General features: G+C 45.2%; 11 protein-coding genes. 3 read left to right on the forward strand and 8 right to left on the reverse strand.

The genetic code is table 11. The features are described 5' to 3' along the window. Window positions 1-273 precede the first annotated feature (273 nt). Together AB0763_RS10550 and AB0763_RS10555 are read left to right on the forward strand one after the other, a co-directional pair. Window positions 274-1,026, forward strand: a complete 753-nt coding sequence (locus tag AB0763_RS10550) for a lipopolysaccharide kinase InaA family protein (RefSeq protein WP_306100722.1) — start codon at window positions 274-276, stop codon at window positions 1,024-1,026. A gap of 384 nt (window positions 1,027-1,410) precedes the next feature. Beyond that, window positions 1,411-2,922 carry a sodium:alanine symporter family protein gene (locus AB0763_RS10555; protein ID WP_306100721.1) on the forward strand — a complete coding sequence of 504 codons (1,512 nt, stop codon included), beginning with the start codon at window positions 1,411-1,413 and terminating at the stop codon, window positions 2,920-2,922. Between the two features lie 233 nt (window positions 2,923-3,155). Here the strand turns inward: AB0763_RS10555 and AB0763_RS10560 are convergent, their stop codons facing one another. The 7 genes from AB0763_RS10560 to guaB all read right to left on the reverse strand — a co-directional run bounded on the left by AB0763_RS10560 (window position 3,156) and on the right by guaB (window position 14,102). Further along, a complete protein-coding gene (locus tag AB0763_RS10560; protein ID WP_306100720.1) occupies window positions 3,156-4,079 on the reverse strand; it encodes a bile acid:sodium symporter family protein in 924 nt (307 codons plus the stop codon). A 159-nt stretch (window positions 4,080-4,238) separates the two neighbouring features. Beyond that, a complete protein-coding gene (locus AB0763_RS10565; RefSeq protein ID WP_306100719.1) occupies window positions 4,239-4,826 on the reverse strand; it encodes an acetate uptake transporter in 588 nt (195 codons plus the stop codon). A gap of 257 nt (window positions 4,827-5,083) precedes the next feature. Further along, window positions 5,084-6,955, reverse strand: a complete 1,872-nt coding sequence (locus tag AB0763_RS10570) for a methyl-accepting chemotaxis protein (RefSeq protein WP_306100718.1) — start codon at window positions 6,953-6,955, stop codon at window positions 5,084-5,086. Window positions 6,956-7,113: 158 nt separating this feature from the next. Next, window positions 7,114-9,357, reverse strand: coding sequence for an ATP-binding protein (locus AB0763_RS10575; protein WP_306100717.1), 2,244 nt, complete (start codon window positions 9,355-9,357; stop codon window positions 7,114-7,116). A gap of 9 nt (window positions 9,358-9,366) precedes the next feature. Further along, window positions 9,367-10,635 (reverse strand): PotD/PotF family extracellular solute-binding protein, encoded by a 1,269-nt coding sequence (locus AB0763_RS10580; protein WP_306100716.1) that lies wholly within the window; start codon window positions 10,633-10,635, stop codon window positions 9,367-9,369. A 338-nt stretch (window positions 10,636-10,973) separates the two neighbouring features. Next, window positions 10,974-12,527: a glutamine-hydrolyzing GMP synthase gene (gene guaA, locus AB0763_RS10585; RefSeq protein ID WP_306100715.1), complete on the reverse strand. Its 1,554-nt coding sequence runs from the start codon at window positions 12,525-12,527 to the stop codon at window positions 10,974-10,976. A gap of 108 nt (window positions 12,528-12,635) precedes the next feature. Beyond that, the gene (guaB, locus tag AB0763_RS10590; protein WP_306100714.1) at window positions 12,636-14,102 is read right to left on the reverse strand and encodes an IMP dehydrogenase; all 1,467 of its coding nucleotides are present in this window, start codon (window positions 14,100-14,102) and stop codon (window positions 12,636-12,638) included. A 200-nt stretch (window positions 14,103-14,302) separates the two neighbouring features. Here guaB and xseA point away from each other — a divergent pair, with 200 nt between their 5' ends. Beyond that, window positions 14,303-15,658, forward strand: a complete 1,356-nt coding sequence (gene xseA, locus AB0763_RS10595) for an exodeoxyribonuclease VII large subunit (protein WP_306100713.1) — start codon at window positions 14,303-14,305, stop codon at window positions 15,656-15,658. On the opposite strand, the gene AB0763_RS10600 is transcribed toward xseA, so the two are convergent. Beyond that, a complete protein-coding gene (locus tag AB0763_RS10600) occupies window positions 15,636-15,872 on the reverse strand; it encodes a zinc-ribbon domain-containing protein (RefSeq protein WP_368643185.1) in 237 nt (78 codons plus the stop codon). The genes xseA and AB0763_RS10600 overlap by 23 nt on opposite strands. Window positions 15,873-15,954 lie beyond the last annotated feature (82 nt).

Below are 15,954 nucleotides of genomic sequence, written 5' to 3' on the forward strand. Positions count from 1 at the left end.
ATATAAAGTGGATTGGTGCTCAGTACACTTTAATCTTGTGCTGATGAACAACTGAACAATAAACAACAAACTGCTAACATGCGCGCCTTGAACACATGCCATGATCACCACTGAAAATAAATTTAATTAGACAAAGAAACATTAACTTGATGAATATTGCCAAACTGTAATAAAACAATGTTTTTTAATGAAGATAAATTACTACGGAAAGGGATTGGTATGTGATATAAATCACACCATGAGAATGTTACTAAACGTTACAAGATAAAAATTATGTTACTGGAAAAATGCATTGATTACATTGATAGCAACACTGTCGGAGTGACTAAAATCATTGATGAAAGCAAGGTTTACTGGCTTAAAATCAATGGGGAAGACAAGTCGAACTTCATCCGTAAGTGCTCTGCTTTTATCTCACATGTGAGCTTTCTTTCTTTTCTTCAGACTAAATCAACACTCGACTCTTTTGAAAGATTTGAACACGAAAGAGTTATGCTGCACTTTTTAAGTGCAAATGGCTTCAATGTGCCTGAAATCGAATTAGAAGGTGAAGGTTATTTCGTAACGGCAGATAAGGGCGTTCAGCTTAAAAACTTACCGGAAGAACGAATTACCGATGACTTGTTAGCGAACTTATTTACTCTATTTGCTCGCCTGCACAATACCCAAGTTGCCCATGGCCGCCCCGCCTTGCGCGATATTTTAGTCGACAATCACGATCAGATCAGCTTGATTGATTTTGAAGAGTCGACCATGGACGCGAATTCTAGCCTTAAAGCACGAGATATCTTTTTGTTATTGATGGATTTGTGTCGTTTAACGTCAGTAACTGAACAACGTAAACTCGCGGCATTAATGACTTGGAAAAACCAAGTTAGCTCAGAAGAGTGGCAAAGTTTGCAGAAAATTTTTCGCTTTGCAAACAAGTGCCGCTGGATAGCGAAAACCGTTTTATCGGTCAAACCCAAAAACCGAGCTTCCCAACAGTTAATTGCCACCTTAACCTTATTAGAGCGCGCATTTTAAACCGCCTTCATGACTCAAACGAGTACTCACCACGCCGTCAAACGGCGTGGTAAGCCAATCACAGCGAACAGCCCAAACGTCTTACTAGATTGAGCGTTATAAACAGAACTATAATTTAAGCTTTGTCCCACTCTATGACTTTTTTGTTTGAAAAAAAGGTCATTTTATGGTCTTTTGTTCTTAACTCACTAACGTGAGCGACAATAAACGATTGCCATGAGGCACGGTCATCTCATGATGACCCAGGAAAGGAATTCCGTTTACTTGTTTAAAACAATAGTTCACAGGTGCTGATCGTTTCTTCTGAGCAACACCTCTCTCCTTTCTTTGTCCGCTCATCGCAATACCAAACTCAAATACCCAATTGAACTAAGGGAATATTCAATGCAGTCATTTGTAGACTTTATAAATGGAATAATATGGAGCCCAACGCTGATCTATCTTTGTCTTGGTGCCGGTTTGTTTTACTCTATCCTCACGCGCTTTGTTCAAGTTCGCCACTTTAAAGAAATGTGCCGACTTTTGGTGTCAAACAAGAGCTCAACAAAAGGGATTTCATCCTTCCAGGCTTTGGCCGTCTCTCTCTCTGGTCGTGTCGGCACTGGTAATATCGCAGGTGTTGCTGCTGCTATCGGCTTTGGTGGCCCTGGTGCGGTATTTTGGATGTGGATGGTGGCTTTTTTTGGTGCTGCGACCGCTTATGCCGAATCTACCCTGGCTCAGATCTATAAAGAGGAAGAAGAAGGTCAATTTCGAGGTGGTCCTGCTTACTATATTGAAAAAGCTCTTGGCCAAAAATGGTATGCCTGGATCTTTGCTATTGCGACCATTTTTGCGTGTGGCGTGCTACTCCCTGGCGTACAATCAAACAGCATAGGTAATGCGGTAGAAGCGGCCTTCGGGTCTGGTGATATGATTGAAACGACGTTGGGGACTTTCAGCTTTGCTAAAGTGCTAACAGGGACAGTGATTGCCATTATTTTAGCCTTCATCATTTTTGGTGGTGTGAAACGCATTGCCAGCTTTACTCAAATCGTTGTGCCTTTCATGGCTCTTGCTTATATCATCACAGCTTTTGTGATCTTGCTGTTGAACATCGATAAAATCCCAAGTGTATTCTCACTCATCATTAGCGATGCTTTTACGCCGATGGCCGGCTTTGGCGCAGCAATTGGTTGGGGGGTAAAACGCGGGGTGTATTCCAATGAAGCAGGACAAGGGACTGGCCCACACGCTGCCGCTGCCGCCAATGTAGAGCACCCGGCACAGCAAGGTTTAGTACAATCTTTCTCTATATACATCGATACATTATTAGTCTGCTCGGCCACTGCCTTTATGATCATCATTACTGGGGCTTACAACGTACAAGGTCCTGATGGTGCTTTTCTGATACAAAACCTTTCTGCGGATATTTCTGCCAATGGCCCTGTATTTACCCAAATGGCGATCGAAAGTGCACTGCCTGGCATCGGCAAGCCCTTTATTGCAATTGCCCTGTTCTTCTTTGCCTTTACTACGATTTTGGCTTATTACTACATCGCGGAAACCAACGTCGCGTACATCCGTCGTACGGTGAAATTGGAAGGGCTTAAGTTTATCTTAAAACTGGTTCTTATCGCCTCGGTATTCTATGGCACCGTTAAAACCGCGAACCTAGCTTGGGCTATGGGTGATGTTGGGGTTGGCCTGATGGCTTGGCTTAACATCATTGGTATTTTGATTATCTTTTTTGTTGCCAAACCGGCTTTGGCGGTTCTGAAAGACTATGAAGAACAGCAGCAAGCCGGTGTTGAAGAATACACATTCGATCCTAAGAAACTCGGTATAAAAGGCGCAACCTATTGGGAAAAACGCCTCGAACGCCAGAAGAAAACCTCTGACATCGATCCTGTCTAAGGGCCTTCACTCTAGCGACATCAGCTAAAAAAACCGCCAGCTCTGAATGAACTGGCGGTTTTTTATTTCGCGTTAACTCTCTTAGACCAATCTAACTAAGTAGCTGGTCACTCTCGCGGGTTAAAAAACTCGATAACATCGTTAACAAAATAACCTGTAGAGTAACGACTTAGATTCCGTTCTTGATAAGAGAAGGTTTGACTTGTTCTTAAGCTTGATCCCTGCGCTATCACTTACTTCTGCTCAGAAGAAGCGGGTTTTTTCGACCAAATACCGGCCAAAGTAGAACCAGATAAGTTGTGCCAAATGGAAAACAAAGTCCCGGGTACGGCTGACACTGGCGTGAAAAATTTCATCGCCAATGCCGTTGCTAACCCTGAATTTTGCAATCCGACTTCAAACGCAATCGTTCGGCAAACTTGCTGTGAAAAGCCCAAGCAACGGCATATCCAATACCCCATAAAGAGCCCCATTCCATTGTGCACGATCACGGCTAATGCCACTATTAATCCTATTTGCTGAATATTGCTCTGATTAAGTGCGACAACAATAGCAATGATGACGACAATCGCCACCATAGAAATCAGCGGTAAAATCGGCGAAATTACCTGAGTGAGCGGCCGTAAGAACACGTTGGCAAACACCCCGATAGCCACAGGTAACAGCACAATTTTCACCAGGCTTGCCAGCATTGACCACATTGGGACATCGACGGTTTGCCCGGCAAAGATTTCAACCAGTAACGGCGTTAAGACCACCCCAAGTAATGTGGATACAGCGGTCATAGAAATCGACAAGGCCACATCCCCCTTCGCTAAATAACACATCACGTTAGACGACGTTCCCCCCGCCACACTGCCAACTAAAACCATCCCAACGGTTAATGCGCTATCAAAATGAAAGAGAAAACTGACGAACAACGCAGCAAGAGGCATGATGGAAAATTGCAAGAACAAACCCGCGACAATCGCCCAGCGATGACGGACGACATTGGTAAAATCTTTCGGCGTCAAGGTTAACCCCATCGCCAACATGATAACCGTCAGTAGTGGCACAATCTGGCTTTTTAATGGCACAAAAAGTTGCGGCTGCTGATAAGCAATAAATGACAGTAATACTGCCCATAGAGGAAATAATTGCGTGATAAAATTGAGCATAATTTTGCTCTCGTCCTTGTAATGATTATGGACAAGTAAAACTACCGAAGCTGATAAGCAGTTACAATAACGAATGTGAAATAAATAAAAAAAGCTCGACCACACAGTGCTCGAGCTTCTTCAATTAACCTTGATTAAAGCGAAAAATCGCCATGTTATTTAAGCGGTTACCGTGGCAGCTTGTGGCGCCTTTTTCTCGCCAATTGGCAAGACTGTACGGCCGTATTCTTGGTTCAAGACTTGTGCCATAGCAAAGTAAATCGCACTTGCACCACAGAAAATACCTTCGAAGCCCGCGATAATACCGATAGCTTTAATGCCAGTAAAATCGTGAATCGCCAGCAAGGCAAACAAAATCGTTAGAGAGCCAAACACCACTTGCTTCGCGACTGGGTAGTTCAAAGAGCCAATAAACATAAAGCCGGTAAAAATGCCCCACAGCGTTAGATACCACCCCATGAAGTGCGCCGGGCTAGCAGGGAAGCCCATTTTAGGCAAAGCGATTAAGCCGACTAAGGTTAACCAAAATAGACCATAAGAGGTAAAGGCTGTGGTACCAAAAGTATCGCCGCGTTTAAAACACATGCAGCCAACGATGACTTGGCTCAAACCACCGTAAAAAATGCCCATTGCTAAGATCATTGAATCGAGTGGAAAAAAACCAGCATTGTGAATATTTAATAACACTGTTGTCATACCAAAGCCCATTAGACCTAATGGCGCTGGATTGGCAAGTTTCGTTGACATCAACCTTTACCCTAATTAAAAGTGAATAAAATTGCGCCAATAGAGCGCAAAACCGAGGCGGATTCTACAGACTAAACACAGAAAAATAAATCAATTTAAACCAATAAATCGCATGAATAGTAGGCAAAAATGATAATACTCAATAGTTCAAGGCTTTAGAGGTCCACTTAAAACAAAAAAGGTGACAGACCATTATGTCTATCACCTTATTATCAAATCAAAGTCGCTGATATCTATCCGCTCTTATCGGGTCGATGTTAAACGGTAAATTTCCCCAGTACCTGATGCTGCGCTTTGACAAAATCGACTTGTTGCTCCGTCGCTTTATTGGCTTGGGTCGCATTGTCGGTCACTTCTTGCGTGATTTGTTTAATGTTAACGGTATTGGTATTGATCTCTTCCGCTACCAAGCTTTGCTCTTCGGCTGCCGAGGCAATTTGGATGTTCATATCACTGATTTTTTGGATAGCGTGATAAATCTGTTGCAGAGCATCTTCTACATGGCCAGCGTTTTCGACAGTTTCTTCTGAGGCTCCTTTACTTTGTCGCATTGCACTGACTACGGAATCAGCACTGGTGTGCAACTGAGCAATAATCGTGTGAATTTCTGTGGTCGAGTCTTGCGTTCGACTGGCTAACGAGCGAACTTCATCAGCAACCACAGCAAACCCTCGGCCATACTCCCCCGCTCTTGCCGCTTCAATCGCTGCATTGAGCGCCAACAAATTGGTTTGTTCAGCAATATCACTAATGACTTTTAGCACGGTATCGATATCCGTTGTAGCGCTTTTTAGCTTTTCAACTTCGCTGGTCGAGCGTTCAATAGTTTGTGACAGCACATGTATATTCTGTGTGGTTTTCGCCACTAACTCACTGCCGGTTTGCGCTGATTTTTCGGCCTCTTGCGCCGCGGCAGCCGCCCCTTGGGCGTTATTGGCCACGTCGTTGGACGTCACGGACATTTCATGCATGGCCGTCGCCAATTGTTCAATTTGCTCGAGCTGTAAACCCATGGCTTTCGCCGATGTACTCGCTCCTTGCTTGGTGCTCTCTGTCCCATCAAGTATCTTGTCTGCCAGCAGCTTAAGATCTTTGATTTGTTGTTGTAACGCTTGAGTGAACACATTGAAATTTTGTGATAATTGAGCAAATTCAGCATCAATATCAGTGTTTAATCGCTGAGTTAAATCACCACTGCCCGAAGCTACGCCTTCCATTCTTTGATTGAGTAAACGAAGAGGAGTCATTAATTTCTTCATCAATAAGCCAAGCAGCAGCATAGAGATAAGCAAAGCAATCACACTATAAATAATGGCATTATTGCGAATTTCAGTAACCGTGCTATATGCCGCTTGCTGGTCAATCACAGCGCCGACATACCAGTTTTGTCCGGCGATTTTTGTAAACTCAACGATTCTCTCCTCGCCAGAATTGAGCTGGGTATGAAGCACTTTATTAGTGGTTAAATCGACATTGGGGAGAAATTGCGCCATTTTTTGGCCATTAAGAGCCGCATCCGGGTGAGCCAACACCACTTGCTGATCGGTGACAATGAATAGATACCCCGAGTCCAGAGCCACATCATTTACCATCTCAGACAAGGTCTTTAAACTCATGTCGAAAAACAGCGCCCCTTTAAACTCGCCAGTCGCTTGTAATGGCGTGGCAATCGAAATCAGTATGTCGCCAGTCACCGCGTCGGCATAAGGAGCGGTAATGATGAGTTGATTGCGCTCTTTCGCATCTTGATACCAAGGTCGAGTACGCGCATCCCACTCACTACCGGGATCCCAATTTGGATCGCCGGAAATCGCTTTGCCGTCGGTTTCCATACCGCCGCCAACCAATAAAAAGTTTTGGTGCAGTGTCGGGTTTTCAATTACGTCGGTAATACCCGCTCGCGACAGATCGTTATTCGCTAATGATGTTACGTATTGCGCTTGCGCTTTTCGGGCATCAAGTACGTAAGAAACTGTGCGACTGACACCGTTAATAGTATCGCGCGTGGTTTGAGCAATCTGCTGTTCTACTGCAGATTTAATCGTTAGGTACTGACTAATACTCAATAAAGAGATTGAAACAATCAGCAGAAATGAGGAGGCAATGACCACTTTATAACTAAACTTCATAATGGACTTCCGTGTTGTATTGTAAAAAAGATCGCTCAGCGGTACTAAAACACCTATTGATAGATCTAATGAATATTACGCTCTATTAGAGCCTAGGTATAGCGGTAAGTGACTTAACACACCATGGGCGAGTGCTCCATCACGTTGCTATGTCTTAGTCATCTTGGCTTAACCGCTCCCCATTTGACCAGCATCGCTTCGAGCTTGTAAAAATCCAAAGGCTTGGTTAAAAAGTCACACATACCCACACTCAAACACAATTGCTTATCTGTTTCTAACACGTTGGCGGTAAGCGCAATGATCGGGGTATTTTGGTAAGCAGCCAGTTGCTTTATTTGGCTTGTCGCTTGCAAACCGTCGAGGACGGGCATTTGCATATCCATTAAAATAAGGTCGAAGTGTTCGGCTTGGCATTGTTCAACCGCTTGTTTCCCATCGTCAACGATAACAATCGTTGTGATGTTGAGGTTGTGAAGCAAACTTTCTATCACGACTTGGTTTATCTCATTATCCTCCGCCACCAATATTTTAAGGTGTGAAAAATCCGTACTTGGCGCTGGTATCACTTGCTCTAATGAGCCGAAATCTTGTCTCTGAGGCGCTTCACTGTCTAATGTAAAATAGAAACAAGAGCCCTTGCCTAATTGACTATCGATGTTTAACTCCGTTTGCATGAGCGACAAGAGCTTACTGGTGATAGTGAGCCCTAAGCCAGTGCCGCCATAACGACGAGTAATCGATGTATCGGCTTGAGAAAAAGCGTCAAAAAGCGTTTTTATGTTGTTGTCATCAATCCCGATTCCGGAATCCGTGACACGAAAGGTTAATAACTGCTTATTATCGTCTTGCTTATCAATATCAATATCCAATGCGACACGGCCTTGGTCGGTAAACTTGATCGCATTGCTCAAAAGATTCATCAGCACTTGTTTGATTCGGGTCTCATCGCCTAAAAAGTAGGTGTCTTTTGAAGAGGCATTCACAAACAGCTGGATACCTTTTTCTTCGGCTTGATGCCGAAATAAATGTTCTAACTCTTCGCACAGCTTTTGCAAACTGATCGGCAGATGTTCGAGCTCTATTTTACCGGCTTCAATTTTACTTAAATCCAAAATATCGTTAATGATGACTAACAAGCTGTTTCCCGACGATTGAATAATCTCAAGCATACGACGCTGGGACGCCGATAACTCTGTAGTACTCAATTGCCAAGCCATGCCTAAAACCCCATTCATTGGCGTGCGAATTTCATGGCTCATGTTGGCCAAAAATTCCGATTTGATCTTGGTCGTGTGTTCGGCATTTTGTTTGGCAACAATCAGATCTTGGCTAACATCGCGAAAGCGACTCGCCGCTTCCGCTAACAAACCAATTTCATCTTCGCGTTTCGTACCATGAATGGAAGCAGACAAGTTTCCCGCCAAAAATTGTCGAAAACTCTGGGTAAGTAAGATAATGGCCTTGGCGATATGCAAATGAAAAAAGAGTGATAAGCCAAGCATGTACACCACCGAAGCAACACTCAACACGATCAGGGTTTGCACTGAGGTGTCAATACTCTCGTTACCGACTTTTTTTATCTCATTGAGCCGCTCTAAAGAAAGCTCTTTAAGCTTATTCGCTTGCGTACTAAACTCAATCGCATCCCCTGCGATCACGACATTAATTAACGAAAGATAGTTGCGGTTTGCTTGCACACTTTTGGTAAAGGTCACTTGGTATTGCTTCACCAAATCGTCAAGTTTTACCATAAATTGCGGAGCAAAATTTGACGATTTATGAGCGATTTTGTTCAATAGCGAGTTAACCGATTGCTTTTTAGTAAAGTCTTTTTTAGTTAAAAACAGCCATGCGCTGCGATGTAGGGTATGCCAGTCGTTGATCTTTTCCACAATGCTCAATTTCATCTCTGCGTTTTGCGACTCACGTTCTGATGACTCTAAAAATGTCGTCGCTTGCTGATAAATAGACTCAAGCTCAGTATCGATCAAGCCAGAACGAAGTTGATGAAGTGAAACGAGTACCTCTAGATGGCCGGAAAAACGCACCACCAGCTCAGATAAAGAATCAACATAACGCAATTCCTCTGGGGGGACATGACCGCGTGACAAAGCCTGAATTCTCAAGTGAAGATGGGTCAGGTTTTGGCTGATTTTTGCCAATACACTCTGGCTCCCTGTGTTACTGTACACAGAAATATCTCGCTGAATTTCGACGAGTTCTTTATTCATGCTCAGAATCGATGTGGTATAAGTGCTGATTTCAGTCACATTGTTCATGGCAGAGTGAATCGTGGAAAGCCGCTGCGCCATGACAATATACGTCGCCGCAATCGTGACAACGAGCAAGCTAAGCACCAAAATAATTTTTGCTACAATCGAGCGAGTAATGATTTGCAACAACCCGTCACCTTATGCGTAAAGTAATTCGTACCATTTATCTAGGCTGTAGTCGTAATTTTGCATGACGGTGTTCCAAACCGCGATATTGGACAGACGCGATAGGTAGCTGCCCCCATGACGTATATCACCAGCGTTAATCGACACATTGCCATCGGTCCCTCTCAAATCCGTTTGAGCTTCTTTGCCTTCGTACCAATAATCCCATTCTGCTTTTGACATTAACTCTCGGCTGCGCTCTGGGTTAGAGATGTAATATCCTTGCCTAGCAATGAATGCCCCTGGGTAGCCAGATAACCACCAATTCATGTATTCATAAGCCGCATCTTGTACATGTCCAGACACATTGGATGACAAGCACATGACGCCATGCCATGCTCGGTAGCCTTCTTTTGGCGCCGCGTAAACCACCGGAATACCCTGCCCTTTACAAGCGCTAATGGCAGGTGAAAACATACTTTGAATATGCACTCGTTCGCTCTTCATAAAGTCGACCGATTGTGGAACGGAAGTCCAAAAACCGGCAAAGTGACCTTGGCGTTTTTTGGCCAGCAAGATATCAAATAACGTATCAATTTCAGCCATGCTCATGTTGCCAATGTCTTTAAATGTCATTAACCCTTTGCTTTGCGCGGCAAGAGCAGCATCAAATATGCCAATGGTTGGCGCGTTAATTAAAGCCACTTTACCCTTGTTTTGTTCTTCTAGAAGCCAAGACCAAGATTCCGTTTGATAAGCTTGCCCCTTTTCGATAAAACGCGTGTTGTACCCAAATGAGTCGACATTGTGCACATAAGGCATAAAACTCAGCTGTCTCGATGCACTGGCCCCAAGTGAGCCATCGGGCTGAACAAAAATAATTTTATTCGGCGCATCTCCCGCTCCAACGCGTGCATCTGGGGTTAATTTCCCCGTTTTAGTGAGCGAGTTTATCTCATCCCAGTACCTAAGCCGCTCGACTTCGATAGGTTTAATCGTGCCTGCCTGCCAAAGAATATTGATCGAATCCGACCAATGCTCGTAAAGGTCAAATGAGCTTGGATCCGTGGCGGCCTTTTGCAGCAAGGCCGCATCGCCCATCGGGGTGAACGATAAATGGATACCCAGTTCCTGCATGGCTTTTTGACGCAGTTCTTCTTGTAATGTGACGTGGGTTCCCATCACCCGTAAAGTGACTTTTTGTTTTGCGAACACATAAGGCGCCTTGATCCCCAACGCCGAGGTGGCGGCCCCGGCGCCAAGTGTGCGCAGAAACTGACGTCGGTTTACGTTATAACTCATAATACAGACTCTCCCTTATTCTGCTTACCTTCCATAAGCTTGGTTTGGAGGTAAAGCCGTCATGAGAAATGTCTCGCCCCCGACACTCATCAGGCGAAGCGCATCGTCAAATCACACCCCCAATTCAATCGTAGACCATATTTAATGAAATTCATCACGCAGATCGTGAGTTTGATATGTGGCGCATGATTTGACTGTCCATGCTTCCAATAGCGGTGATCATGACCTTAAAAGCCGCTTGTAAGGTTGAAATAAAAGGCATAAAAAATGCCAGTCAGTAATACTGACTGGCATTTTATTTATTGGCTAAAGACTTTATACGCTATTAATCGCGAGCCCTACTCCCACTCGATGGTTGCTGGTGGCTTACCTGAAATATCGTAAACCACACGAGAGATGCCATCGATTTCATTAATAATGCGGTTAGACACCTTACCAAGGAAATCGTATGGCAAGTGCGCCCAATGCGCGGTCATAAAGTCAATCGTTTCTACTGCGCGCAGCGAAACCACCCAATCGTATTTACGACCATCGCCCATAACGCCAACAGAACGCACCGGCAAGAACACGGTAAACGCTTGAGAGACCTTGTTGTAAAGGTCGGCATTGTGCAGCTCTTCAATAAAGATCGCATCAGCGCGGCGCAAGAGATCACAGTACTCTTTTTTGATCTCGCCAAGCACGCGCACACCCAAACCTGGGCCTGGGAACGGGTGACGGTAAAGCATGTTGTAAGGCAAGCCTAACTCAAGACCAATCTTACGCACTTCATCTTTAAACAACTCGCGCAGTGGCTCCACTAAGCCCATCGCCATATCATCTGGCAAGCCACCGACATTGTGGTGAGACTTAATCACATGTGCTTTACCGGTTTTCGATGCAGCCGATTCAATCACATCAGGGTAAATGGTGCCTTGGGCTAACCATTTAGCATTTTTCAGCTTCTTCGACTCTTCATCAAACACTTCAACAAACACGTGACCGATCGTCTTACGCTTCTCTTCAGGGTCTGATTTGCCTTCTAACGCGCGAAGGAAACGATCTTCTGCATCGATTTTGATGATGTTTAGGCCAAACTTATCGCCAAACATATCCATCACTTGCTGACCTTCGTTGAGACGAAGTAGACCGTTGTCAACGAACACACAAGTCAATTTGTCGCCAATTGCGCGGTGAACCAACATCGCCACAACCGAAGAATCGACACCACCAGAAAGACCTAGGATAACTTCGTCATCACCAACCTGCTCTTTGATACGAGCAACCGCGTCTTCAATAATGGATTCAGACGTCCATAAACGCTCACACTGACACACCTTGAGAACAAAGTTCTCGAGCATTTGCAAACCTTGCTTAGTATGAGTCACTTCTGGGTGGAATTGAACGCCGTAAAAGCGCTTGTCTTCATTGGCCATTGCGGCAAAAGGACAGGTGTCTGTTTGACCGACTTTGGTAAAGTCAGCAGGGATCTCGACAACTTTATCACCGTGGCTCATCCACACATCTTGAACGGCTTCTAAGCCCGCAAAAATAGAAGATTGATTGTCGACATTGACTTGTGCATAGCCGAACTCACGCTCAGTAGAACCGGCAACTTTACCGCCTAACTGCTCAGCCATGGTTTGCATGCCGTAACAAACACCAAGTACAGGCACACCTGCGTCATAAACATATTGTGGTGCACGAGGCGAATTTGCTTCTGTTACGCTCTCTGGGCCACCAGATAAGATGATGCCGTCAGGGTTAAACTCGCGAATATCGGCTTCATCGACATCCCAACTCCACAATTCACAATACACACCGATTTCACGTACGCGACGCGCCACAAGTTGAGTGTATTGAGAACCGAAATCTAGGATAAGAATACGTTGATCATGAATGTTTTTGGTCATTTGAGCTATCTTATTAAACTGGGTTATCAAAACGAGGCGACTTAAACCGCCCCGCAAGATGGCATTGAGCTTGTTCGATACATCTCAATGCCTATTAACGAGTAAAACTTAGTTACCTAAACGGTAGTTTGGCGCTTCTTTAGAGATCTGCACGTCATGAACGTGTGACTCTTGAATGCCCGCGCCAGAAATGCGTACAAATTGAGCTTTAGTGCGCAAATCATTAATCGTCGCAGACCCTGTTAAGCCCATGCTTGAACGCAAACCACCCATCTGTTGATGAACGATCTCTTTTAAGCGACCTTTGTAAGCAATGCGACCTTCAATACCTTCTGGTACCAATTTGTCTGCCGCATTATCACTTTGGAAGTAACGATCAGATGAACCTTGAGACATGGCGCCCAGTGAGCCCATACCGCGGTAAGATTTGTACGAACGGCCTTGGTAAAGAATGATTTCTCCAGGGGACTCTTCGGTACCTGCAAGCATAGAGCCAACCATGACACTAGATGCGCCAGCGGCAATCGCCTTACAAATATCACCCGAGAAGCGAATGCCGCCATCGGCAATCACAGGGATACCGTATTGATCAGCGACCTCAGCGGCGTCAGAAATCGCCGTGATTTGTGGCACACCAACACCGGTAACGATACGAGTTGTACAAATAGAACCTGGGCCAATACCCACTTTCACTGCACTCACACCCGCTTCAATCAATGCACGAGCGCCTTCACCCGTGGCCACGTTACCACCGATAATGTCGAGATCAGGATAAGCGGCACGTGTCTCGCGAATGCGATTTAGTACCCCTTCAGAGTGACCATGAGAAGAATCAATCAACAGCACATCAACGCCCGCTTCCACCAAAGCAGCAACGCGCGCTTCATTACCCGCGCCAGCACCCACTGCAGCACCAACGCGCAAACGGCCTTGCTCGTCTTTACAAGCGTTAGGCTTGCGCTCTGCTTTGTGGAAATCTTTCGCTGTAATCATACCGGTTAATTGGAAATCATCGTTAACAACGAGGATTTTTTCAACACGGGCGTGGTGCATTTCTTCTTGCACATTCGCGCGTGATGCCCCTTCTTTTACCGTCGCCAATTTATCTTTAGGTGTCATGACCGACTCGACACTCTTTGATAAATCCGTCACAAAACGCACATCACGACCCGTAATGATACCGACCAATTCATGGCCTTCTGTCACGACAGGGAAACCGGCAAAGCCGTGCTTTTCAGTCAGCGCCATCACGTCAGCAATGGTTTGATCAGGTTGAACCGTCACAGGGTGTGTGACCATGCCCGCTTCAAACTTTTTCACACGACGGACTTCATCCGCTTGCTGTTCAATAGACATATTCTTGTGAATGAAACCAATACCGCCTTCTTGCGCAAGGGCAATGGCCAGACGAGCTTCAGTCACTGTGTCCATAGAAGCGGACAGCATAGGAATATTGAGCTGAATATTTTTCGTTAACTGAGTACGCAACTCAGCGGTGTTGGGGAGAACGGTGGAGTGTGCTGGCACGAGAAGAACATCATCGAATGTCAGCGCTTCTTTGGCAATTCTTAGCATTTGCAATATCTCACAACAAATAGGATGAATGAAAGAGTTATCCAAGACTTTACTGATTTGTCATTAAAGTGATTTGGATTTGATATTGCGGTGGGATTATACGTTGAAGGTAAACGATTGGCTACTCATTTTTTAGTTTTTTATTTGCAATTACCCCCTTGATATGTATTATATTGCGGCTATCTTCCATACTCACGTCTATGAGATCAGCCTTGTCCACTACCCAAACCAATATTTTCACCGTCTCGCGTCTAAATGCTGAGGTGCGTTTACTACTCGAAAATGAAATGGGAATCGTCTGGTTACTTGGCGAAATGTCTAACTTATCCACTCCGGTCTCTGGCCATTGGTATTTCACTCTCAAAGACAGCCGAGCACAAGTCAAATGTGCCATGTTCCGTGGCAATAACCGCCGTGTCAGCTTTAAACCACAAAACGGACAACAAGTGCTGGTTAAAGCGCGTTTGTCTTTATACGAACCGCGTGGTGACTATCAGCTGATTATCGAGAGTATGCAGCCCGAGGGCGATGGTCGACGTCAGCAAGAATTTGACGCATTAAAACTCAAACTTGCCTCAGAAGGCCTTTTTGCCCAGCATCTTAAAACGCCCTTGCCAGAGCACCCCAAGTGCGTTGGGGTCATTACTTCAAAAACCGGCGCCGCGTTATACGATATTTTAGATGTACTCAAACGTCGTGATCCCACGCTGCCCGTGGTGGTGTATCCTACGTTAGTACAAGGCGAAGGCGCGGCGATCAGTATTGCACAAGCTATTGGCGCGGCCAATGATCGCAACGAATGCGATGTATTGATTGTCGGTCGCGGTGGAGGGTCACTGGAAGATCTGTGGTGTTTTAACCAAGAAATTGTTGCGAGAACCATTGTCGCAAGCCAAATTCCCGTGATCAGCGCCGTTGGTCACGAAATCGACGTCACGATCGCAGACTTTGTTGCCGATATGCGAGCGCCCACCCCATCGGCAGCCGCCGAACTGGTCAGTCGCGATCAAAGTCATAAAGCAATGCAAATTGTCGAAAAGACGCGTTATTTACAGCACGCCTTTGAACGCTACCTCAGCCGTCGCCAATACCATTTGAGCCAGCAACGGCATCGATTGGAAAAGCACCATCCGCAGCATCGACTTGCCACACAAAGTCAACAGCTCGACGATCTCGACAATCGCTTAAACAAAGCGCTGATCCGCCAACTCGAACAACAACAATATCGACTACAGCGCCTAGAGACCAAATTGATGCATTTGAGCCCTCTTAACTTTATTCAGCGTCAACAAGAGAAAGTGGCTCGACTCGAGCAGCGTTTGCATCAAGCGATGACGACCTACCTTAGACACCAAAGCCACCGCTTAGCTCTCCAAGCAGAAAAGCTCGATGCTGTCAGCCCATTGGCGACGTTAAAACGCGGCTATTCGATCACGCAAAGTGAAGATGGCAAGGTGATTACCACTCAAGAGCAACTAAAAGCCGGTGACGTGATCCTCACTCAGCTTTCTGACGGCCAAATCTACTCCGAAGTTAAGCGCATGAGCAAGGACTGACTCGAACCCACATAGGTTTAATGGCTTTACGTGATTTGAGCGTTTGGCAATCAGGGCAAAAATAACTCAGCGAACCGCATGCTTGCAGTTTTTCTAATTTAGCCTGACAATCTGGGCAATTCGATTGTAATTGCCAATAATGGCGACAGGTTTGACAGTAATGACCAATCGGTTGCCACTGCATTTTAGTGGCGCATTGAGGGCAGGTATTCATTGTCAATTTCTCTCGTTAAACGTATTAAGCACAATATACCCGCATTTATTTTGTCGATATTGATCACAAACAACAATCATAC

The sequence above is a fragment of the Vibrio sp. HB236076 genome (genome assembly GCF_040957575.1).
Classification (GTDB): domain Bacteria; phylum Pseudomonadota; class Gammaproteobacteria; order Enterobacterales; family Vibrionaceae; genus Vibrio.

Bases quoted from the DNA above. Each gene is read 5' to 3' on its own strand.
- guaA (WP_306100715.1), bottom strand. From the start codon at position 12,527: ATGACCAAAAACATTCATGATCAACGTATTCTTATCCTAGATTTCGGT.
- AB0763_RS10555 (WP_306100721.1), top strand. From the start codon at position 1,411: ATGCAGTCATTTGTAGACTTTATAAATGGAATAATATGGAGCCCAACG.
- guaB (WP_306100714.1), bottom strand. From the start codon at position 14,102: ATGCTAAGAATTGCCAAAGAAGCGCTGACATTCGATGATGTTCTTCTC.
- AB0763_RS10550 (WP_306100722.1), top strand. From the start codon at position 274: ATGTTACTGGAAAAATGCATTGATTACATTGATAGCAACACTGTCGGA.
- AB0763_RS10560 (WP_306100720.1), bottom strand. From the start codon at position 4,079: ATGCTCAATTTTATCACGCAATTATTTCCTCTATGGGCAGTATTACTG.
- AB0763_RS10600 (WP_368643185.1), bottom strand. From the start codon at position 15,872: ATGAATACCTGCCCTCAATGCGCCACTAAAATGCAGTGGCAACCGATT.
- AB0763_RS10565 (WP_306100719.1), bottom strand. From the start codon at position 4,826: ATGTCAACGAAACTTGCCAATCCAGCGCCATTAGGTCTAATGGGCTTT.
- xseA (WP_306100713.1), top strand. From the start codon at position 14,303: ATGAGATCAGCCTTGTCCACTACCCAAACCAATATTTTCACCGTCTCG.
- AB0763_RS10580 (WP_306100716.1), bottom strand. From the start codon at position 10,635: ATGAGTTATAACGTAAACCGACGTCAGTTTCTGCGCACACTTGGCGCC.
- AB0763_RS10570 (WP_306100718.1), bottom strand. From the start codon at position 6,955: ATGAAGTTTAGTTATAAAGTGGTCATTGCCTCCTCATTTCTGCTGATT.